The sequence below is a fragment of the Asticcacaulis excentricus genome (assembly GCF_003966695.1).
Taxonomy (GTDB): Bacteria; Pseudomonadota; Alphaproteobacteria; order Caulobacterales; family Caulobacteraceae; genus Asticcacaulis; species Asticcacaulis excentricus_A.
The window spans coordinates 523890-546089 of record NZ_AP018827.1; the positions used below are offsets into that span (position 1 = coordinate 523890).

Here is a 22200-nt window from a genome sequence, read left to right on the forward strand (position 1 = left end):
CGCGTTTGATAGCAACAATGCTCAAGCACCGTGTGCGGCAAGTTCGAACTTAAAAATTCTCGCTCGACGTGTAGCGCTTAGGAGGTGATGGCACTTGGTTACATTCGCAACCTACATGGATAGGCCTTTCGTCGTGTGAGTTGTCGCAATGCCTGCGTCTGGGTTGACAACCTGGCTCAAGGAGCTCTGGGCCTGGCCTGACCGTTCGTGTATGCCGCGTATCAGCTTATCGCGGTCGTCGGTGTAAATCACGGCCTCAGCCTTGGCGCGGGAAATGCCGACATAGAGGACGCTCTGGTCGATCAGGTTCGTCCGATTGCTTTCAAAATGGATGAAGGCTCGTTCCGCCGTCTGTCCCTGGGCGGCATAAGCAGTCTGCACATAGGCATGGCGTATATGCTGGTCGGACGCCTCATGGATAAACAGGGTGACGGTCTTCCCGCGCTCGGTCTCGATCGTGACGGTTTCCTGGTCGGGGTCCACCTTCGTCACCTCGGCCTTCAGACCATTTATACGGGCCTGGGCGGCATTGTTGCGGGTGAACTCGATCCTGTCCCCAGCGCGCAATTCGCGTTGCTGGCCCTGGAACACTTCGACGCTGCCCCATGATTCAGGCAGCCAGTTTCGCTCCTGGCCGTGTCTGTCTCGAAGCGCGACTGTCCCTTTGTCGGCATCAACCCGCGCCACATCAAACGCAGCACCTCGCTCGATGCCATGCGCGCGTTCGGCCTTGTTGAATATCACCACGTCGCCGGTTTCATAGGCCTTGGCTTGCATGATCTCGGCCTTGGTCATGTCCTTTTGGTTCAAGGTGCGCATGGTTATGGCCTGACTGCCAAACTCACCTTTGTCTGCCAAGGCGGTTCTGATCCGATCTGTCAGCAGGTCGCGGCCTTCGCGGGATGGGTCAATGACAATGGTCTTGCGCCGCTCGTTCGGGGCCAAGCCTGCGTAGGCGCCAGCTATGGCCGCCATACGGTCGGAGGCGCTGGAGTGCTCCATCACACGGCCACCGCCGCGATCAAGCGCATCAAGAGCCAGTTTCGCTTGACCCTTTATGGAATGCTCGACGGCCTCAAGCGTCAGTTCGTTGGTCTGGCGTACGATCTTTTCCAGCTTGAACGTCGGCATTCCGGCCTCCTGTAGCTGTCGGAAGGCCGCACCCGCACCGACGGAGTTTAACTGTTTGTAGTCGCCGACGAGAACCGTCTTTGCCCCTCGCTGTTCGGCGGCCTCCAGTAGACGGGTCATGTCCCGCGCCGAAATCAGGCTGGCCTCGTCAACGAGCCAGATTTGCCGGTCATTAGTTTTCGGCTCAGTTTGTCGCTCCATCAAACGTAGATGACGCTCAACAGTAACGGCGGGCACGGTCAGGGCATCGCCAAGCGTCTGTGCTGCCGACGCGGACGGGGCCATTGCCTTGATGTCAAATCCCGCTGCCTGCGCCGCGTCCGCGAACGTCGTCAACACCGTCGTCGTCTTCGCCGTCCCGGCATAGCCCTGGATGGCGGTAACGGCATGGGTACTTGTCAGCAACCCTTTGGTTGCCTGCCTTTGGTCATCCGTCCAGCCAAAGCCCTGATCCTCAGAAGATCGGGCGGCGGTCGCTACGAGCTCGGCGGCCTTGATAGGGGCGGCGACTGCCTCGGCCCCGTGCCTGCCGCGCATTTCGGCGTTCAACACGCGCTGCTCATAGTCGAGATTGGCGCGGGTGGTGTAGCCTTGACCCTCGCGGCCCTGGCGGTTGACGAAGGTGCGAGGCACGAGCTCGCCGCGCTCAACGGCCTGCGCCATTGCCCCGCGAATGACGGCATTGTCCACCTTTCCCATAGCGAAGCGACCAGCCTCCTTCTGGAGGTCAACACTGGAAAACACCGCTTGGCGCTCACCCAATTTGTTGTGGGCGAATGCCACCGCAGTATGCGCCAGGGCTTCGGCTTCGCCCTTTATGAGGAGTGATCGCCGGTCATCTTCGGCAAGATGCTCCGCCGCATGGACAAGGCCCTGGCGCTTGGCCTGGTCGAAACCAAGTTCACCGGCCCTGTCGCGCCAACCGTGCACCAGACCGGCGCGGTCGATCTCGCCTTTGGCCTCGCGGGTGTCCAGGGCGGCGATCTGCTTTTCCTCGGCGGACGCGGAAGCGCGGTCCTTGCCGCGCGCTCCAAGATGTTTCTCGATCTGCGACGACCGCTCGCTGAAAGCCAGCAATAGGTCCCGGCTCAAACCCTTGATCTCAAAATTCGAGTCCTTGCCGACCTCGATCTTGTAACCCAGGCGAACAACCCGGTGTGCCAATTCCTGTCGGTAAATCTCTCCTGCGGCTTTCTGGATTTGGTAGAGGGGACGGGATTCGAGACTACGCCAATTGCCGCCCTCGTCCTGGGTCATATTCAATATGACATTATGGGTATGAAGTTGCGGGTCTTCCTCCCGGCTGGTCTGGTGCAGGAAGGACCCTATGACCAAATTGCCTGTTTGGACGTGCTCCACGCCATCTTTGCCCCGAACGCGGGCCTCGGCGGCGAACTCCTCGATGAACGCTATCGTCACTGAGGCGGCCTTGGCATGGGCTTCAACAAGACGTTCGTCTCCCGCCACCAAGGCCATGACTGAAACCGATTTCGGTGCCGAAAGGGTCAAGTCCCAACCAGGTCGATGCTCAAGCACATCGGACTTGTTGGTCCCCAAGGTCGTGCCATCGGTCAGCTTGCCTTCCAGCAACGCCTTGAACCTGTCGCGGTCAACTTCGCCCTTCAGGTCAAGCGCTTTGGCCCCTTCGCCCTGCCATTCAGACGGCGACACTCCGCCCTCGGTATAATAGTCGTCGGCTTCAAAATAGGTGGCGGCCTGACCCGAGCTGCGGATCGCGGATACGGTCGCGACCATCAGACCGGCCCTCCGGTAGGCAGAATAGGCGAGCAACTATGGTCTTGCTTGGCTTGAAGCTTCTTCTGGCCCCAGTGGGTTTCTGAGATATCACCTGGGATGAAAGCCGGGTGCTTTGGCTCTCCACGAGTAATGATATGTACATTTCGCAAGCGGATCAGGGCAATCGGCAGACCGTCCGGGAATTGCAGATATCCGCTGTGCGGTGGAAGCCTCAACTGAGACTCGATTACAGCGGGCCTGAGCTGTCTAGTGGTGCCAAGGCTGGTGCGGCCTTTGCCATGCTCGAAGTCCAAGTTGTTCGTGGTGCCGTGGATTTCAACTTCTACATCGCCAAGGGTCTTGCTGATCCAAAGCCGTGTGTCGGAATCTATAGTTTGCAAAAACAACTTGGTATTGACGCAACCCAGCATGGCCTCTGCTCCTTCGCGTCCGTAGCGCTCGTGCATCTGGCCGATACTCTGGAGGGTGATGACGACGGACGCGCCGAACTTCCGACCTTGCGGAAGCAATCTAAGCAGTTGATCTACTTTCGGAATATCTGGGAGTTCGTCCAGCAGCAGCCAGACGCGGCGGCTATTGCTCGGCTCCAAACCCAGAATTGAAGTCGACGCGCAATCGAGCCACGTGGACATGAGTGGCTTCATCGCTTCAAAATAGTCTTCTTTGCGAGCCACGAATATCCAAGGTTTCCGGCCTTTGACGGCGTCGAGCCCTTTGAAAAACTCTCTAAAGTTGAATGCCCCGCCAACTCGAGGCCCTGTACGAAGATATTGCAGAATGGCGGCGGCTTTCGTCAGCATGAAGAGGACGGAACCTGTGGCCCGATCCGCGTCTTCGGCGAAAATTCGCGATGAGGATGTGTGCTCGAGCCACTCTTTGAGGTCGTTCTTCGACAGCGATTGCACTGCCTCAATCAGGTCACCGATATTGGTTCTGCCCTCGCGCCAAAGCTCACGGATCATGTTGGCTAGAAGGTTTCTACTTGCTGTCGTCCAAACGCTGTCCTCGTTGGAGCCGGAATCGGGAACCAATTGCCCGGCAATTCGATCGGCATCTGCTGGATGACATATTTCATTGAACGGATTCCAATACACCCCGCGCGCGTCGAACGGATTCAGAATAATGTCGTGGCGGGAAGGGTCGAAATAGTGCGCTACGAATTCCCCGCTGGTGTCATACACGATGGCGCACTCGGCGCGCTGCTCAATTACGTCTAGCAGTTGACGCAGGACGGTCGTCTTCCCTGACCCGGTTGTGCCGATGAGTGCGGCGTGGCGAGTCTCCATGTGTGCCGGCCAGGCTACCGTGCCGATCCTGACTGGATGTGGTCCGGCGAGGCCCCGGGTGTGGCGCGAGAGAACCTGCTCACTTACAATATGCGTCCCGCGCAAAACGTCGTCCCGGGCAATTTCTTCACCTTTCGCCGACAACCACCGAGTCCAGCCGTAGCATGCACCCAAGCCGATGAAAAAACCGGAAGAGGCGCCTAGGCTGACGAACAGTTTAAACCGTCGAAAGCTCTGCTGATATTCGGCGATTTGTAAGATGGTCGTTGCCCTAATCGGGACTTGCCGCCCCTCAATTGAGATGTTGATTTTAGGAGGCTCGGCGGCATTGCCGCTCAGCCACTTCGTAAGACCAGCATAAGCGTACTCGCCGCTGAGGACTTGGTCGTCATGTGACACCAATAGATTTAGGCTGGCCCAACAGCACAGGCCCGTCGAAGCCAACAGAATAATGGCATAACCCCTAAGGCGGTGCGTTGCGGCCGCAAGGTTGAGGTTTTGCAGCCCCTGGCCGCGTTGCAAATTTTCGAGTACGTTTTTCATGATTGACCGCTTACCTGCGTTTTCTGGGCCAGCGTCCTTTGGCGCTGGTACGCTTCGGCGGCCTCTGCCGCTAAAGCCTGGTTGATTTTGGAGGGGTCGGCTTCACCCTTGAGGGCGGTGCGCTGGGCGTAGACATAGGCACAGACCGCCGTGAACAAGGCGCGGTCGGTCATGGCCTCCATGCGCCTGACGGCGGCACTGATGTCACCCAGGGCGTCGATGAGGTCATTGCCGGTACTGGTCGTCACGGCTCCAGGCATGACCAACGATGCCAGGCCCGCCTCAAAAACTCGGACACCGGCCTGGTACAAATCAAGGCCAAGGGCGGCTCCGTAGGCCTCGATCATCGCCTTTTGGCTGAGGCTTATGCGGATTGAGAACGGATGTCGGGAGGTCATGACAGGCCTGTCATCCGTATGCGCAACGCATACGCCCAACACGTTGCTATGCCTGGCATTTTTAAATATGCCACTTGACCGTAAGCTCTGCGCATACGCACAACGCATTGTTTTCTATAGAAACACGCGTGCGTAGGGTGTGTACTTCCTTTCCCCCTATTTGTTACAGATGGTTTTGTCGTTTCGTTATTGAGCGATGAGTTTTGCTCGCAAAGGTGGTCACAGCGCGTAGCAAGATTAGAGGCCATTGTTTGCGACCTCTAAAGCTTGTCCCGAAATCTCACGCTGGAGGCGGCGGGCGGCGGGCTTGATAAGTTTGGCAAGGGCGATAGGAAAGAAGAGCACTGGGAATAGGTAGCCCACCTCCCGGTGCGCACCGATGACCTTGAAACGAGACGCCCGGCCAGCGTCATCAATTTGAACTGCAAAGAACTGGATGCGCTTCAAGTCTGAGATGTGAAGTTCGGCGCTTGCCCAAGACCTGAAGCAGAAGAGAAGATTGTCGCGTAAAAAGCGGTCGTTTTGCAGGTGCCAAACAAAACATGCACGCCAACGTCCGCAAAGTGATTTGGAGGCGGTGACGATATAAGGCGCGGTGTAGTCTAGGGACCTAAATTCGTAGGCGGCTATAGCGGTTTCAGGCATGGCAGTGCCTTGAGGATTTTCCATCGGATGATCCTTTGCCCGAAAGGGCGACTTAAAGTATGGGAGGAGAGATTGGGTTAGAGGCTGTTCAGCCAGCGCTCAGCTTCTGCCTGCGCGATCAGGGTCCGACGCCCCATTTTCAATATGGCCAGCTTACCTAGCTTGACTTGTGCGTAAAAGGTGGTCGGACTTATCCCGTAATCGCGGCAAAAATCGGCGACAGACAGAGCCTGTCGTCTTTTAATTTCATCCTTATTATCAATCACTTGAGTCTCCTTTATGCTGGGGTGGTTCAGCGCCTAAAGGAAACCACAGGCGGATATTCTCGTCTGTATCCAGGCAGTACCGGATCGGAAACTTTTGAGCTTCCGAACTCGTACATGTGAAGAATTGAATTTGCGTGGTCGCGGTACGCCTGATCCATAACAACTTTGCGGAGGGTCATAACATCTTGCGCATGTCGCTAGCGAACTCGGCTGGCGTTTCAAAAAGCGCGGGGAAGTACCGAAGGTTATGGCAACTTTCGACGCTTTAGGTGTGCCACAACACGCGCGCTAATTAGAAGCGTGACATAAACGCCGAATAAGTTCTAGAAAAGGTTGAGGGCGGCGCCCTTTCAGGCCCGCCCTCCGATCTTGTCCACGGGAGGGGCTTTCGCAACCTATCCGCAGCTCACTCAACATTCTTACAAAATAAGTTGTAAAGATGCAATTAACAAATTTGCCACACACTAAAGATTTTGCATCTGTCGAGAGATTTTTACAAACGGAACGTCTATCTAGGTACTATGCTGCGTCAAAGGGAAATAAAACTAAAGCATTTGCTCATTATATATGGAATTGTGATCTATCTCAATATTTCTATATACCTCTTCACTTCGCTGAAATAGGGAGTAGGAACGCAATAAATCTGGCTCTAATTGCGAATCTTGGGCCCTTATGGTTTTCAAATTCAAATTTTGTGGCGATGCTCGATCCACGTTTTAGCACTGAGCTTGGCAAAGCAATTCAGGATGAAACGAAACAGCACGGCGCATCTCTCACCGCACATCACATCGTTTCCGCCTTAACATTTGGCTTTTGGGAGCACCTCCTGACAAAACGATTTGACCGTTTACTCTGGAACAAAGGCATCGCGCTGTATTTCCCCGGCGCCCCCGCCGCCCTTTCAAGGGAGGATTTAAGAACAAGCATTGAGGGTGTGCGGAGATGGCGAAACCGGATCGCTCATCATCGCGCGATTTTCGATAAATCGCCTTCTAGAAAATACCAACAGGTCGTCGAGCTCATAATGTGGGCTTGCCCAACGACGTGTGCTTGGGTGAAATCAGTGACGCCCGTCCACACGATTATAAACCAGCGCCCTAAATGAATTCCTAGATTTCAAACTGAGGAAGGACCCAAGTGGCCATTACGTTGGATTATTCTTTTTCCCATTTTAAAACGAGGTCATAAAGTGCGCCCGGCGTCATTCCTGGGATTTTGTAACTCGCGTCAATGGCGTCTCTGATTTGTACGGATGATGTGAGTTCTGGTCTGTTGGCTTTGACTTCGTGATAGGCATCCTTGGCGGGCGCGTGCCATGCCGTAGTTTTGGCGGTCGTTTCGGCCTGCACCCTTTGGCGTATAGCCTTATTCTCTCGCCCCTTTTGAATAAAATTATGCTCGAGAACAAACGCAGGATTGAGATAGCCGAATGTCATCCCCATGAAGAATGCTTGATAAATGATTTTGTTTGTTCTGTTCAATCGGTCTGGCATCAATACTGAAGAATTCAACTCTTCGTTTAATAAATTGATCGCATTTTTCATATGCAGGACATTGGCAATATTTTCATTTTTTCGTTTCAAGACTTCGACTTCATCAAGGAATGCCTTGGACGATGGATTTATTTTAAATTCTGAAAGCCACTTGTCACCTAGTATATTGGCAAGTTGAAATAGAGCTGAAACACCCTTAGCGTAGCTCTCGTCGTCCCCGACATCTTCGTTGAGCGCGGCCATGGCCTGGTTGACAAGTTCTGAATTGTCTTTTTTGCTCATAAAGTGCTCCTCACTCACTTACTCGATTCCACAGGCGGGCTTAAATTACGGATTACGTTAGGTAAACTTAAATCGCGTAAATGGGCTGGTTTTGAGACGCTCGCCGATCGATTCTGTTGCCCAAAAGGCGGCTCTATTGGATTCCCAAATTGCACGCATCTAGCCCTTTTTTTTATGTTCCGGGGACGGGGTTACCCATTGGGTTATGCAGCAAAATCACATTGGTGATTACTGTGTTAAATCAATAACTTGCTGTCTTAATGCGATTCCGGCTCCAGGCACCATTGCGCCTTCCGTCGGCGTACGTCGCGTTGAAAAAATCCTTTAAAATTGATAGTTTAGGGCCTCAGTGAGGTCCGCCGAAGTCCGACCCGTTCCGCCCGCATCCGGGCGTTTTTGGGGTCTTTTTGGGGGTCTCGCGACGAACCTCAAAAGCGAGACCCCAAAATGTCACTTTCGGACGCCGCAATCCGTTGTGTTAAAAGCAAAAATCAGGAATTCAAACTATTCGATGAAGGCGGACTTTACCTGCTCATAAAGCCCTCTGGTTCGAAGCTATGGCGGTTCAAATATCGCATCCACGGCAAGGACCGGGCTCTAGCCCTCGGGAGCTATCCCGCAACCAGTCTCAAAGCGGCACGTAAGGCGCGTGATGAAGCCAGAGAACTCCTGGAAAAAGGTGGTGACCCTGGCACGGAAAAGAAGCGCCAGGCGGTGGCCGCCTCAATCGCCGCAGCAAGCACGTTCAACCTCGTCGCCGAGGAATACGTTCAGAAATTGCGGGACGATGGCATGGCCCCCGCAACTGAAAAGAAGACTCTTTGGCTTCTGAAGCAATTTGCTGACAACCTCGGCCCGCGCCCGATCTCCGATATCGAGGCATTCGAAGTTCTGCATATGCTTAGGAAGGTGGAGAAGAAAGGTAATCTGGAGACCGCCCACAGGCTTCGTTCATTTGCGGGGCGGGTCTTCAGGTATGCCATTTGGACGAGCCGCGCCAATACAGATCCTACGGCTATGCTGGCGGGTGCTCTTCGCACCCCGAAGGTGACCAATCACGCCGCGATCGTGGAAGCCAAGCCACTTGGAGGGCTCTTGAGGGCGATAGATGGCTTCGAAGGCTACAAGCCCATCGGATACGCACTCAAACTCTCACCCCACGTCTTTGTGCGTCCATCAGAGCTGCGCAGAGCGGAATGGACAGAGTTTAATCTGGACGAGGCCTACTGGCGCATCCCCGCGAATAGAATGAAGATGGGGCGTGAACATTGGGTACCGCTCTCCCGGCAGTCGGTCACTCTCTTGCTAGATTTGAACGAGATTACCGGCAATCACGTCTATTTGTTCCCTTCGATACGTACCTGGCAGCGACCGATGTCCGAGAACGCGGTGAATGTGGCCCTGCGCCGCCTCGGATATGGTCCCGATGAAATGACCGGTCATGGATTTCGTAGCACGGCCAGTACGCTTTTGAACGAAAGCGGTCTTTGGCAGCCGGATGCCATTGAAGTCGCGCTGGTGCACAAGGATAAAAATAAGGTCCGTGGTACGTATAATCGTGGCCGATACTGGAGTGAACGGGTTGAGATGGCCCAATGGTGGTCCGACCACCCCTATGCGCACGGTTGGGGGCGCGTCTATCCGCAAACCGTGCCCCTATCCCCTGAGGCCGCAGAGCAGCTTCAAACGAAGCAACAGGCGCTTGAGGACCTGTTAGTGCCTTTTGAGGGGGCCGACGAACTGCCCGACGAGATCGATCAGGCCGCAGGCGTCCTCGAAGCCGAAATCGCCACCCTCGAAGCGCCTCAGGACGTCTATGACCCGCAAGACATCGCCCGTGGCGGTGTCTTCGTCACCCTGCTGAGCGACGGCGGCGCGGCCATTCATCGGGGGCTGATCCGCCCCGAGGACGCGCTACCCGAACCCGAGACCCCCGAGCCGGAGACCGAAGACTTCGCGGCTCACCCGGACGATGCGCCGGAAGACAGGGTGGGTGAAGAGGAGGCCGAAGGGGCTGGCCTGCACACCGAGGATACCGAAGACGCCTCCGAAGCCGCGCCTGTGTCCGATCTTCTGTTGCGAGACCTGACGACCCACTGGACGCTGGCGCTGCGCTATACACTGGCCGAACAGCCGGAACTGGCCGCGCGCTATCTTGTCCATAGGCTGGCGCTCGACACCTTTTATCGTCAGCGCAGCGTCACCTGTCTCGATATCACCGCGCGCAGCGCGTCGATTGAAAGCTTCGCCGAAGGCTTAGACGACAGCCCGACCGCCGCCGCGCTCGCCGCTCGTCACGAAGCATGGGCGGCGGGTCTGCCCGACAACCCCGCCGATCTGTGGCCCCATCTTCTGACGCTCAACGCCGAAACGCTCGGCTCATTGATGGCCCATTGTACGGTCCTGACGGTCTTTGCCGTGCGGCAGGCCTATATGCCTGCGGCCCCCTATGTGGCCTCGCTCATGATGGCGCGTGATCTGCGGCTGAACATGACCGACCACTGGACCCCTACGGCGCGCAGCTATTTCAGCCGCGTGACCAAGGGGCAAATCCTCGCGGCGGTGCGTGAAGCCGTAGGGGATGAGGCGGCCCGTCGCCTCCACAAGCTGAAAAAACCGGAAATGGCCGAAGCCGCAGAGCAACTCGTGCAGGGCACGGGCTGGCTGCCCGCTTGCCTGCGCACACCCGCACCACCGGAAGAGACGGCGCAGGCGCCACTGGCCTTGCCGCTGTCGGAGCCAACGCCTGACCTGCCGGAAGCGGCGGAGTAGGTCCGACCGGGGCCGCGTCAGCGGTCCCGGTTTTGATTTGTGCCCGTCACTGAGGGGCACGGGGTGTCCCGTCTGAGGCGGGCCGACGCAGGGGCGACCGCGACGATGGAGGTCTGAACGCAACCGGACCTTGGGCGCGCAACGGGCTCTGGGCGCTTTTTTCCGCCGCGCTTCGCGCTTTGCATCGCGAGGCAAAAAAGCGCCCCGCCGCCCGTCCTTCGGCCCTGCGGGTGCGCGCGGTCCGGCCCCGTTCCCAGCGACCCCATCGCGGTCGCGATTGGCGCGGCCCCGACCTCAGAAAGGAACACCCCTATGTCCATCATCGGCACGTTTGTAAAATCTGACACCGGCTTTACCGGCACCATCAAGACCGTCTCGCTGAACTTCAAGGCTAGGCTCGTTGAAACCGAAGGCGGCGCCGGCTGGAAACGCACCGCCGAAAACAGCCGCGCCTACATCTCGATCAAGCTCGATGATCCCTCCTTCCCCCATCCGATCTATGCGAGCCTGTTCGAAGGCGAAGACCCCGACACCTTCAACCTCCTCTGGTCGCGTCCGCGCAGCCAGTAGCTGACCCCAATCGGTCTCAATCGGCCTCGCCGCACACGCGGCGGGGCCTTTTTTGTGCTGTCAAAGATAAGGAAGGAGTGAGCGGCCCCGGTCCCGGGAGCCGCTCGGGTCACCGGAATCGAGGGGGGGGGGATGAGCCCGGCGACAGGGATGACGCTAATGGAAGGCGGGCGCTGTTACCACACACAGGCCGTGAGGTCCCCCTCTTAGAAAAGAGCTAAGGGCTCCGCCCTCGCGCCGGTCAAGGGGGTGTCCCTTCGGTCCCGATGGCAGCGGCCTCCCCAACCTTCCTTGGCTTCGCCTGCGTGCAGGTTGGGTGATCCCCCACCGCCGCCATCGCCCCTGACCGTTGCGACCCCGCTCTCGCCGAGGGGCAGGGTTTCAGCGCGGTAAAGGCGCTGCAACCCAAGCCCAAAGGAGACTTTTCCATGATGAATGATACCCCCATTGAAGCCCCCGTCACCCAAGCTTTCAAGGTCAATCCCCATCGCGGCACCGTCAATAGCCGCGTCTCCGGTCAGTGGTTTTCACGGCCTGAGGACCAGCGGTTTCTCAGTCTCGATGACCTCTTTGCCCATACCCGCCAGCGCCGCGACACGGCCCATGTGCGCACTGTTGCCTCCGACGCCGTGCGCGTTATCGCCGAGCGCGACGATCTTGAGAGCCTGCGGCTGGTCTGCCCCGGACGCGACACCCCGACGGCCCCCACCCACTGGTCATTTGGTCAGTTGTGCGGGCTGGTTGGCGCACCGTCGGGCTATCTGCGCCAGCTCCCGGCCCCTCTGGCCGCCATTAACCTGCAGCATGGTCTGCTGAACCACCGCGCCGAGTTGATCAAGACGCTTGAGACCGACACCGGCGGACTTGAATTGCGCGCGGTCACCGGCCCTGACTATGGCCGCATCTGGGATTACGAACTGGTGCAGGCCGTGCAAAAGATCGCCGGAAATGGTCTGGGCGATACGCGCTGGAAGGTCCCCGGGGTGCTGGACTGGGGCACGATGACCCACAATCCCTTTGTCGATGTGACGAAGGAAACCACGACGCTTTATGCCTCAGATCGTGACGTGTTTTTGTTCCTCGTCGACGACACCCAGCCCATCGAAGCCGGGCGTCTGCCTAATGGCGAGCCCGATCTATATTTCCGGGGCTTTTATGCGTGGAATTCCGAAGTGGGCTCAAAAACGCTTGGGATTGCCTCGTTTTATCTGCGTGCCGTGTGCCAGAACCGCAATCTCTGGGGCGTCGAAAACTTTCAGGAAATCAGCATTCGCCACAGCAAAAATGCCGCCAGCCGCTTTGCGTGGGAGGCCGCCCCGGCGCTTACAAAGTTTGCCAATTCCTCGCCCGCAGCCTTTATTGAAGGCATCAGGGCCGCGCGCTCCCTCTCTTTTTGAGCGGATGATGGGGCTGTCCGTTGAATATGATTACGTCACCGGGGACGATTCACGCCGATCTTACGGACGCCTTGACACCCCGTTTGGTTGCGGCGCGCGGATGTCTCGACGGCTGGAATCTTCACGCAGATCGGTCGCGTCAATGTATCGAAGCCGGGGGTTCGACTTGAGTTTACGCTAGCCTCACGATGGGATGGGGTTCGTCTTTCAAGGCCGTTGGCTGCACTTTGGCAATCAGGGCCTTAAGTTCAGCCATTTCCGCCTGACTGAGATCGGTCAAAGGCGTGCGCACCGGACCGGCCGGGCGGCCAATCGCCTGCATCCCCGCCTTGACGATAGAGACGGCATAGCCTTTGCCCTTATTGCGCAAGGCGATGTAGGGCATGACGAAATCGCGCAGCCCGGCCAGAACCGCCGCCTGATCTTCGGCCCGCACCGCCTTGTAGAAGTTCAGGGCCCAGTCCGGCAGGAAGTTGAAAATGGCCGAGGAATAGGTGGTGACACCCATCTTGAGATAGGGCGCGGCAAAGGTTTCGGCTGTGGGCAGGCCGCCGATATAGGTCAGCCGGTCGCCCAGACGGGTATAGATGCGCGTCATCAGTTCGATATCGCCGACGCCGTCCTTATAACCCACCAGATTGGGGTTGTTGTCGCACAGGCGCGCCAGCGCCTCGTCCTCAATGATGCCGTTGTCGCGGTTGTAAACGATGACGCCCAGTGAAGTCGATTTACATACGGCATCGATATGGGCTTCGAACCCATCGGACTTGCCACTGATCAGATACGGCGGCAACAGCAGAAGACCATCCGCACCGGCCTGCTCGGCCGATTGCGCCAGTTCGATGGCGATCTGGGTGCCGTAGCCGCAACCGGCCACGACCGGCACCTTGCCATTGGTTTCTTTGACCGCCGCGGCCACCACGTCGCGCACCTCAGTCAGGCTGAGGGAAAAAAACTCCCCCGTGCCTCCAGCGGCAAACAGACCGGCCAAAGGCTTTTCCAGCATCCACGCGCAATGTTCACGATAAGGGCCTTCATCGAAACGGTTGTCGCTATCGAAATGTGTCACAGGGAAAGACAGCAGCCCCGTGCCAATCGTTTGCGCCATATCCTTGGGGCCAATGCCAGCCATATTGAGACCTCCGTGCATACCGAACTTTATAGGGAACAGGCCGCTTGCGCACGCAAGATCAGCCGCTTTTGGGCGCAGTCTGGCCGCCTGTCGATGTTGCGCTGACGCTATCGGCCCACCACGCAGGCGTCCAAGCCAAAGGCGGTATTGATCCATGCGTGGAACGCAATGAACGAGGCGTCGAAACCCTCCTCAACGGCCTAAAACTATGCGTAACTATGGGGAATAAAAGCACGTTCTGTCTGGCAGTCGCGGGTTCGCCATGCGCAGACGGAATGAATACAGAGAGTGACCCCATGCCAGACCGTACCGCACGGCCGCCGGAGGTGACGCCAGCCGTCGCCAAGCCCAGCCATATCCGCTATGCCCTGATCGTCTTTTTGTTTGTCATCACGACGATCAACTACGCGGACCGTTCGACCTTCTCCATAGCGGGTTCGGCGGCCTCGGAAGCCCTGGGCCTCAATCCTGTGCAGATGGGCTTTATCCTGTCGGCCTTCGGCTGGGCCTATGTGGCGGCGCAGATCCCCGGCGGTGCCCTGCTTGACCGGTTTGGCGTCAAACGGGTTTATGTCGGTGCGATTGCTCTCTGGTCACTATTCACGGCGTTTCAGGGCTTTGTCGGGTTGATCGGGGGCCTGTCCATAGTCGGCTCCTTGTTTATTTTACGCTTTCTGGTGGGTCTGGCCGAAGCCCCCTCGTTTCCCGGCAACGCCCGTATCGTCGCGGCGTGGTTTCCGGCCTCCGAACGCGGCACGGCATCGGCCATTTTTAATTCGGCGCAGTATTTTGCACTGGTGGCCTTTGCCCCCTTGATGTCGTGGCTGGTGCATGAGCACGGCTGGCGCATGGTGTTCTGGTTTATGGGCGCGCTGGGCCTTGTCGCCGCCTTTGTCTTCGCGAAATTCATCGCCAGCCCGGACCGGCATCCGTGGGTCAATGCCGGTGAACTGGCCATCCTGAAAGACGGCGGTGCCGTCAGCATGGAGGCGCGGCCCAGGGCGAACGCGGGCGGCTTCAGCCTTGCCCGGCTCAAGGTGCTTCTGACCAACCGCATGTTGGTCGGCATCTATCTGGCGCAATACTGTATCAACGTCCTGACCTATTTCTTTGTGACGTGGTTTCCGATCTATCTGGTCAAAGAGCGCGGCCTGAATATCGTGCAGGCGGGTTTTGCCGCCGCGGCCCCGGCTTTGTGCGGCTTTATCGGCGGGCTGGTCGGAGGTTTCCTGTCGGACTATCTGCTCAAAAAGTCTGGCGACATCAGCCGCTCACGCAAGATTCCGATCTTTGTCGGCATGACTCTGGCTCTGTCGATCATCGCCTGCGCCTATGTCGATCAGGAGTGGCTGGTCATCACGCTTATGGCCATCGCCTTCTTTGGCAAGGGTGTGGCCTCGCTCGGCTGGGCCGTGGTCTCAGACGTCGCACCCCGCGAATATATCGGGCTGGCGGGCGGCGTGTTTAACATGTTCGGCAATACGGCCGGTATCGTCACCCCCATTGTTATCGGGTATATTGTCGCGGTGACAGGCTCGTTTGATGGGGCGCTCATCTATGTCGGAGTCCACTGTCTGATAACCCTGCTGGCCTTCGGTTTTATCACCGGCAAGATTGAGCGATTGAAGATCGACTGATGAACCGCCGCCATTTCCTTCTGTGTGCGACTGCCGGTGCGGCGTTTAGCAGTGTCCCCGCTCTGGCCAGAACTGCTGACGCCACGCTCAGCACCCCCATGAGCCCCCCGGAATGGGCGCTTTTGCAACGCGAAGTCCTGCGCGTCGAAAGCGAGGCGGTCGAAACCTTCTACAACCGCTATTTCGATGAGCGCGGCTATTTCCAGTGCTTTGAACGCTGGGGGGCCAATGATGGCCCCGACGATGCAATCGAGAATTGTAACGACTGGCCGCATCTGCACGCGCTTGGCGGATCGGACACGGTGCTGGACCTCTATACACGTGCTTGGGAAGGGCACCTGAAACAATACACAGCCGCCCGAACGGTCGAGACCCCGGCAGGGCGTGACGGCATGTATTACCGGGAATTCCCGGTGATGAACGACTGGCAGCACCTGTCCGAAGGGCTGTCTGTGTTTAATCTGATGGGGCTTTCCAACCCTTATGATCCGCGGTTTCAGGCGCGCGTGCGGCGGTTTTCCGGCTTTTATACGGGTGAAGACCCGACGGCCCCCAACTATGACCGCAAACACAGAATCATCCGTTCGATGATCACGGGGTCAACAGGCCCGATGCTGCGTAAGGCAACACCGCTCGACTGGGCCGGTGACCCGTTCGACCCGACCGGCTTTTTCATGGAGCACGGCGAATCCACCTATCAGGAGACGCTCGACCACTATGCGGAATATACCGACATTGTTGGCGACAGTCCGTTGAACCTTCAGGCGACCAGTCTGGTCATGAACGCCTATATGCTGTCGGGGGAACGCAAGTACCGCGACTGGATCATCAGCTACCTCGATGTCTGGATCGAGCGCGCCAAAAAAAATGGCCATGTCCTGCCGAGCTATGTGGACCTGAAGGGCCGCATCGGCGGGCCGCGCAAGGCATGGTGGGGCAATGTCTATGGCTGGGGCTTTTCCCCGGTCGATCCGGTCACCGGCAAGCGCGAGGATCGCAACCGCGTGCCGCGCGCCATCGTCGCTTTTCTGAATGCCTACCTGCTGACCGGTGATGACAAATATCTACAGGTGTGGCGCGACCAGACCGACGCCATCAATGCGCAGTCAAAAACCATAGATGGCGTGCTTTGCGCCCCCACCATGTATGGTCCGGACGGCTGGTACGGCTTCAAGCCCGGCCCCTATCGCACCAATGGGCTCGACATCTGGTATATGTCCATGCGCGATGACGATTATGCGCGTGCGGATACCGATCATCCCTGGGTGCAATATCTGGCCGGAAAGAACCCGACCTATCCGGTCACGGCGCTGCGTGCCACGCTGGACAGTGTCCGGCAAAAGATGGCCGCCCTGTCGAAAGACACCACGACCAAAGACACCCGTCTGGCCGATGCGCTGTTGAAGTTTACCCCGGCCGTTGTCACGGCCCTGCTGCATCTGATGTGCGGCGCGATCCATATTGCGCGGCCCACCTGGTCGAAAACCTCCCCGTCTCAGGGGGGCGCCCTCCTTTATGCCCGGTTGCGTTATTTTGACCCGGTCAGGCGTCGCGCCGGCCTGCCCGAAGACGTCGCCGCGCTGGTCAGTGCCCTGAGCGATACCGCGACAACCCTCACCCTAGTCAACACACACCCGTTCCGTCCGCGTCGTGTCACGGTTCAGGCGGGCGGCTATGGTGAGCATCAGTTTACCGGCATGACGTTTGCCCAAAAGACAACGGCACTTAACAGCAATCAGGTGACGTTTGATCTGGCACCCGGTTGTGGCGCAGAGATCCGCTTTACGCATAAACGCCACGTCAATGCCCCGACCCTGCGCCACCCGTGGGATAGAAGCTGATTAAACCGTCTTCGGTGCCACCTCTGAACACAGCTCACGGACCGCCCCCAGCGCCGGGTTGGTGTTGGCGCGCCGCCAGACCATATAAAGCTCGACGGGCTTTTCCGGTACGGTGACAATGTTGCGGTAATGAACGCCGGAAAACTGCAAACTCATGGCCGTGTGCGGGACGATAGCGACCCCAAGCCCGGCCCGTACAAGCCCCAGCATCGAATGGATCTGCGTCACCTGCTGCACATAGTCAGGTCGCACATCGGCCTCAGAAAACAGGCCCATCAGCATATTGTGGAAGTAGCTGGCCCCTTCCCGCGAATACATGATTAGGGGTGAGCCATCAAAGGCCTTGAGGGTGAGCTCCGGCGTGGTCAGTCGCGTATCCCCCGTCGGCAGGGCCGCGATCAGGGCCTCACTGACGACCCGTTCGCTTTCGAATTCGTGACGGTCCAGTGGCTGTCGCAAAAAGCCGATGTCGATCAGCCCCGTTTGCAGGGCCTCCACCTGCTGGCTGGACACCATCTCCCGCAGATCAAGCTCAATATTGGGCAAGCGCGCGCGGGCCTGTGCCACGATCTGCGGCAGGAAGCTGTAACCGGAAACCGCTGTAAAGCCGATGCCGATGCGCCCGGCGTCGCCCTGAGCCACCTTTCGGGCCGCCAGCGTGGCGCTTTCCGCCAGCCAGACGATACGACGGGCTTCTGGCAGGAAGACGCGGCCGGCTGGGGTGAGTTTGACGCTGCGACTGGTGCGTTCAAACAGCGGAACCCCCAGAATGCGCTCAAGAACCTGAATCTGGCGGCTGAGGGGCGGCTGGGTCATGTTGAGCCGTGCTGCTGCCCGCCCGAAGTGCAACTCTTCGGCGGCAGTCACGAAACAGCGTATCTGGCTCAGTTCAAACATGTACCCCTGCCTGTGATCAGTTTGGTCAAGGCTATGACGATGCGAAGAAAAAGAAAAGGCACGGCTGTAGGGAACAGCCGTGCCCGAAGTGTGCCGGTCCAAACGGGGAAGAATGACCGACGGCTTGGCGCAGGGTGACGCCCGCACAAGGTGCGGATCAGAAGCTATAGCGGGCGCTGAGGAAGAACTGCCGTCCGGTGTGTGAACGCACATTCAGGCGGTTGGTGGCATCGACGTACTGATCGTTGAATTCATCGGTCAGGTTGATGCCTTCGAGGCTGAGCTTCAGCTTAGGCGTCAGGTTGTAGGAGGCCTGCATGTCGAAATTGGTCGTCTCATTGGTGCCGGCGACCGTGTTGCCATCGTTGGACGGAACGGCCGTCAGATAGCCCTCCCGATAGGCAACCGATCCCCGGATCGAGAATTTTTCGGTCTCATAATACAGGGTGAGGTTGGCGGCATTTTTCGACAGCCCGACAAGCGTCTCTGAAACGGTCAGTGCGCCAGGTGTGGTGGAGGTCAGGTAATCAATCGTAGAGTCTACATAGGTATAATTGGCCAGCACACCAAAATTACGCCAGAAGCCCGGCAGGAAGCTCAGTTGTTGCTGCGCATTGACCTCAAAGCCTTTCAGATCGCCGCCCGGTGAATTGACCGGCTGGCTGACAGCGAAGATGTCGGTCGCTGTCGCGGTTGTCCCGTCCAGCAGCGAATTCGGCAGACCTAACTGATTGAACGGAATGTCCTGACGCAGGGTCTGCACGAAGGTATCAATTTTCTTGTAGAACAAACCAAAAGCGTAGATCGAATTGGGAGCCGGATACCATTCCAACGACAGGTCCAGATTCTTTGATTTGGTCGGATTGATATAGGGATTGCCGCGTGAATAGGCGCGATTGGCCCCCTGAATGGCCACATCACCGCCGGGCGTCAGGCCCGCGATCGACGGGCGGGCAATGGTTTCAGCGGCGCTGACCCGGAAGACGATATCGTCAGTGACGTCGGCCGCCAGATTGAGCGACGGGAGCGTCATGTCATAGCTGCGCGACGCTTCGACCAACTTGATCACCGCCCCCACCGCGGCATAGCCAGACGAGCGCTGATCGGTCTTGAAGTAGCGCAGACCGGCATCGCCTCGCCACGGCACACCCAGCGCCGTAAACTTAAAGTCCGCTTGCAGGAAGGCACCCGTGTCGGTCTCATCAACCGTGATCCACTGCCCGCGCGCCGACGAATTGTTGATGTCGGTCAGGGCATAGATGCCGCAATTGCAATAGATGTTGTATTTGGCGGCAAACTTGTCGAGATCAGGGGCCAGCCACGCCGTGGCATTGCCCGACGGCTGATCCAGATGGCGACCGAAACCCGAATAGACGCTCGACACATCGGCCAGTTCGGCGGCCGTCAGGGTCTGCACCACGGTTTCCGAGGTGCGATAATAGCCCCGCGAGTCGAAGCTGAACTTGCGACTATCCAGCCCGCCCTTGATCGTCAGGTTTTCGTTGGCATCGAACTCAAGATAGGCCTTGGCCGTGGCAAAAGCATTGGTCACGAAGTTGGGGCGGATACGCACCTCGGATGTGCCATTGATCATCGACCAGTTGGCCGGGTTGGTGGCATCGAAATTGAGCCCGATAGCCGGCAGTCGAGAACGAAAATCGTAGCTGTAGCCCTGCGAATTGGCGCGATCAAAGGTGATTATGGTCGAGACCGGGTTGGAAAATTCCGACCGCGAATAGCCGCCGATAAAGCCGCCGCGCAGTTTATCCGAGAAGTTATGCGTTACGGTCAGCGTGTACTGGGTAAACTCGGTTTCCATCTCGTCCCAGGCCGTCTGGGTACGCAGATCGACATTATCAAACACACCCTGAACGATGTTTTTCCCCTCAACCGTGCCGCTACGGATGATGGTCTGTGGCTTGCCGGTGCCAGCCCGGCTGAAGCCAATGGCCTGAAGCTGATGCTCGCCACGGGTGGTTTTGACGTCGGAATAGAGGATATCGAGCGTCACCAGCGTCGCGTCTGACGGGCGCATCTGGAACGATCCCGTCAGGCCCAGACGCTCGGAGTTGATGTCATAACTGACATAGGAGGGGATGCGCGGGTGATAGAGGGCCGTCGCCGTATTGGTGTCGTTGATCTGAGCGATCGTATAGCCATTGAGCGTCGAAGCCGTATTGAAACCGCTATTGGCCCCGCCATAGGTCCAGCGTGTAATATTGGCCCCTTCCTCCAGCAGATGCCGCTTTTCATAGGCCAGAGAGAACAGCGCCCCCAGTTTGCCATCCGCCCAGCGCCGGCTGGCCATCAGGGTCACGCGCGGGGTCACTTCGCGCGCCAGATCATTATAGCTGGCCTGCGCCGACATGACGAACTGACCGGTTTTGTAATCGAAGGGCCGAGCGGTCTGAAGGTCAACCGTCGCCCCCAGCGAGCCTTCCTCGACCTCGGCTGAGGCGGTCTTGCGCACGCTCAAACTATTGAACAGCTCCGAGGCGAACATGTTGAAATCGAAGCCACGGGTGCGGTTGGTGCCCCCGGAATTGACCGTGCCGCCCGTGGTGGCGATGGCTTCCATACCGTTGACACGCACGCGGGTGTATTCCGAGCCTAGCCCGCGCACCGAAATCTGGCGGCCTTCGCCATTGACACGGGTAATGGCGACGCCGGGGATGCGTTGCAGCGATTCTGCAAGGTTCAGATCGGGGAAATCCGCAATGTCTTCAGCCTTGATCGCATCGACGACACCGCTTTCGTTGCGCTTGGTACGAATGGCGCTTTGTAACGAAGCCCGAAAGCCGGTCACGACCACTTCGACAGGCGCCTCGGAAGCTTCCGGAGCCACCTGCTGCGCCATGACCGGCGTGCCCAGCGCCAGAAGCGTGAGAGTGGAAACCCCGCACGCCAAACGGCGGCGCGCCGTGTAGGCTCGTCTTGTGTGCATGTCTTTTTCCTCGCCTGTATGAAGCTGCCTTTGATGCCGTAGCGGCATCCGCTTCTGATTTTGTCCAGATATTAGGCAGCTTTCACAAAGGCGGGCGAATCCCAATCGCGCATGAATCAATGCGCGAAATGAATTGAAGGGATCAGTTCATTTTGGGGCTTCCACCAAACCTGGCGGGTTCAATGCGGGCAAAAAGGGGCAGATATCTCGTCAGGTGACCGACCCTGTCGCATCTGCTCCCAGAACAGGCGCAAAGTTTAAAACGCACACTTTCCACAAATAAGGAAACAAATCAGGCTAACATGCGGAAAATGCACTGTCGTTACAGGGGTTGAGTTGCCCCTCGCTGGCACCCGCACACATCAGAAGCGCACCGTCCAGCGCATCGCCTTGCGCTGTGGCAATGAAGGGGCGCGTTGCGTCTGACAGATAGGGTATATAATGCGGTGCGACGCCGCCCAGCAGACAGACCTGCGGGGCACCCAAGGCCGTCAGACGCTGCACATAGGTTTCCAGCCAGCGCACGGCGGTCTTGATGATTCCGGTCGCCAGTGGGTCTTCGGCCTTGGCCAGTTCCACCACGTCCGGCGCAAAGGTGCCGAAATCGGTGGGCCGCGCCTCAGCCAGCCAACCATGCAGGTCGATACCGGCGCTGGTGAAAAAGCGAATAACGCGCTCGGTCAAGGCCGAACCTTCGATCAGACCATCGCTGGCCATCAGGGTAAGCCTTAGGGCCTGACGCCCCAAAGTGGCCCCTGAGCCTTCATCACCCAAGGCGAAGCCCCAGCCGCCGACCTGATGGCTCTGACCCGACAACCAGGCATAGCCGACCGACCCCGTGCCGCCGATAAAGATGGCCCCGTCGCGACCCTCAAAGGCCCCAAGGCAGGCCGTATGGGCATCGGTGGCCACCTTGACGCTGTGAAACGCAGCCGCTTTGGCGGCCACGCGCTGACGGTCCGCTTCGGTGACCACGCCGGCCAGTCCCAGCCCCAGCCGGCACTCAGGGAAGATGTGCGCCTCGAGCCCTGCCTGATCCAGCGCGCGGTCGATGGCTTCGCGGATATTGCCCCAGCTATAGTCGAGACCCAGTTGAATATTGGCTGGCCCCGACAGGCCCTGCCCAAGGATGCGACCGTCTGAGGTCGTCAGTCGCGCGCGGCAGCGCGTGCCGCCGCCATCAATGCCGATGAAGTATCCTGACATGA

General features: G+C 58.2%; 15 protein-coding genes and 2 pseudogenes. 7 read left to right on the top strand and 10 right to left on the bottom strand.

Annotation, left to right across the window (positions count from 1 at the left end; all coding sequences use genetic code 11):
- Positions 1-111: 111 nt before the first annotated feature.
- From mobF to EM6_RS02640, 5 genes are all read right to left on the bottom strand, one after another.
- Positions 112-2886, bottom strand: coding sequence for a MobF family relaxase (gene mobF / locus EM6_RS02620; protein WP_126420097.1), 2775 nt, complete (start codon positions 2884-2886; stop codon positions 112-114).
- Entirely contained in the window at positions 2886-4718 is a 1833-nt protein-coding gene (locus EM6_RS02625) for a type IV secretion system DNA-binding domain-containing protein (RefSeq protein ID WP_126420099.1), read from the bottom strand. The genes mobF and EM6_RS02625 overlap by 1 nt, the downstream gene beginning before the upstream one ends.
- Entirely contained in the window at positions 4715-5116 is a 402-nt protein-coding gene (locus tag EM6_RS02630; protein WP_126420101.1) for a hypothetical protein, read from the bottom strand. The genes EM6_RS02625 and EM6_RS02630 overlap by 4 nt, the downstream gene beginning before the upstream one ends.
- Before the next feature lie 237 nt (positions 5117-5353).
- A complete protein-coding gene (locus EM6_RS02635) occupies positions 5354-5785 on the bottom strand; it encodes a hypothetical protein (protein ID WP_126420103.1) in 432 nt (143 codons plus the stop codon).
- A 53-nt stretch (positions 5786-5838) separates the two neighbouring features.
- Positions 5839-6027 (bottom strand): helix-turn-helix domain-containing protein, encoded by a 189-nt coding sequence (locus tag EM6_RS02640; RefSeq protein ID WP_197723584.1) that lies wholly within the window; start codon positions 6025-6027, stop codon positions 5839-5841.
- 439 nt (positions 6028-6466) lie between these two features.
- On the opposite strand from EM6_RS02640, the gene EM6_RS02645 reads away from it, so the two are divergent.
- The gene (locus EM6_RS02645; protein WP_126420105.1) at positions 6467-7132 is read left to right on the top strand and encodes an Abi family protein; all 666 of its coding nucleotides are present in this window, start codon (positions 6467-6469) and stop codon (positions 7130-7132) included.
- Between the two features lie 49 nt (positions 7133-7181).
- On the opposite strand, the gene EM6_RS02650 is transcribed toward EM6_RS02645, so the two are convergent.
- On the bottom strand, positions 7182-7802 hold the full coding sequence (locus EM6_RS02650) for a hypothetical protein (RefSeq protein ID WP_126420107.1): 621 nt from the start codon (positions 7800-7802) through the stop codon (positions 7182-7184).
- 447 nt (positions 7803-8249) lie between these two features.
- On the opposite strand from EM6_RS02650, the pseudogene EM6_RS17710 reads away from it, so the two are divergent.
- The 4 genes and pseudogenes from EM6_RS17710 to EM6_RS02665 form a co-directional block, all read left to right on the top strand.
- Positions 8250-8774: pseudogene (locus tag EM6_RS17710) on the top strand (tyrosine-type recombinase/integrase); the annotation flags it as partial.
- A gap of 45 nt (positions 8775-8819) precedes the next feature.
- Positions 8820-10574, top strand: coding sequence for a tyrosine-type recombinase/integrase (locus tag EM6_RS02655; RefSeq protein WP_232037107.1), 1755 nt, complete (start codon positions 8820-8822; stop codon positions 10572-10574).
- Between the two features lie 312 nt (positions 10575-10886).
- Positions 10887-11144 (top strand): DUF736 domain-containing protein, encoded by a 258-nt coding sequence (locus tag EM6_RS02660; protein ID WP_126420112.1) that lies wholly within the window; start codon positions 10887-10889, stop codon positions 11142-11144.
- A gap of 428 nt (positions 11145-11572) precedes the next feature.
- Positions 11573-12526: pseudogene (locus EM6_RS02665) on the top strand (DUF932 domain-containing protein); the annotation flags it as partial.
- Between the two features lie 187 nt (positions 12527-12713).
- Here the strand turns inward: EM6_RS02665 and kdgD are convergent.
- Positions 12714-13673 (bottom strand): 5-dehydro-4-deoxyglucarate dehydratase, encoded by a 960-nt coding sequence (kdgD, locus tag EM6_RS02670; protein WP_126420114.1) that lies wholly within the window; start codon positions 13671-13673, stop codon positions 12714-12716.
- 296 nt (positions 13674-13969) lie between these two features.
- Here kdgD and EM6_RS02675 point away from each other — a divergent pair, with 296 nt between their 5' ends.
- Together EM6_RS02675 and EM6_RS02680 are read left to right on the top strand one after the other, a co-directional pair.
- Complete coding sequence (locus tag EM6_RS02675) at positions 13970-15310, top strand: MFS transporter (RefSeq protein WP_126420116.1); 1341 nt, start codon at positions 13970-13972, stop codon at positions 15308-15310.
- On the top strand, positions 15310-17151 hold the full coding sequence (locus EM6_RS02680) for a hypothetical protein (protein ID WP_126420118.1): 1842 nt from the start codon (positions 15310-15312) through the stop codon (positions 17149-17151). The genes EM6_RS02675 and EM6_RS02680 overlap by 1 nt, the downstream gene beginning before the upstream one ends.
- Here the strand turns inward: EM6_RS02680 and EM6_RS02685 are convergent, their stop codons facing one another.
- The 3 genes from EM6_RS02685 to EM6_RS02695 all read right to left on the bottom strand — a co-directional run bounded on the left by EM6_RS02685 (position 17152) and on the right by EM6_RS02695 (position 22198).
- On the bottom strand, positions 17152-18048 hold the full coding sequence (locus EM6_RS02685) for a LysR family transcriptional regulator (protein ID WP_126420120.1): 897 nt from the start codon (positions 18046-18048) through the stop codon (positions 17152-17154).
- A 157-nt stretch (positions 18049-18205) separates the two neighbouring features.
- Positions 18206-20992 (bottom strand): TonB-dependent receptor, encoded by a 2787-nt coding sequence (locus EM6_RS02690; RefSeq protein ID WP_126420122.1) that lies wholly within the window; start codon positions 20990-20992, stop codon positions 18206-18208.
- A 297-nt stretch (positions 20993-21289) separates the two neighbouring features.
- Positions 21290-22198 (bottom strand): BadF/BadG/BcrA/BcrD ATPase family protein, encoded by a 909-nt coding sequence (locus tag EM6_RS02695; protein WP_126420123.1) that lies wholly within the window; start codon positions 22196-22198, stop codon positions 21290-21292.
- Positions 22199-22200: the final 2 nt, after the last annotated feature.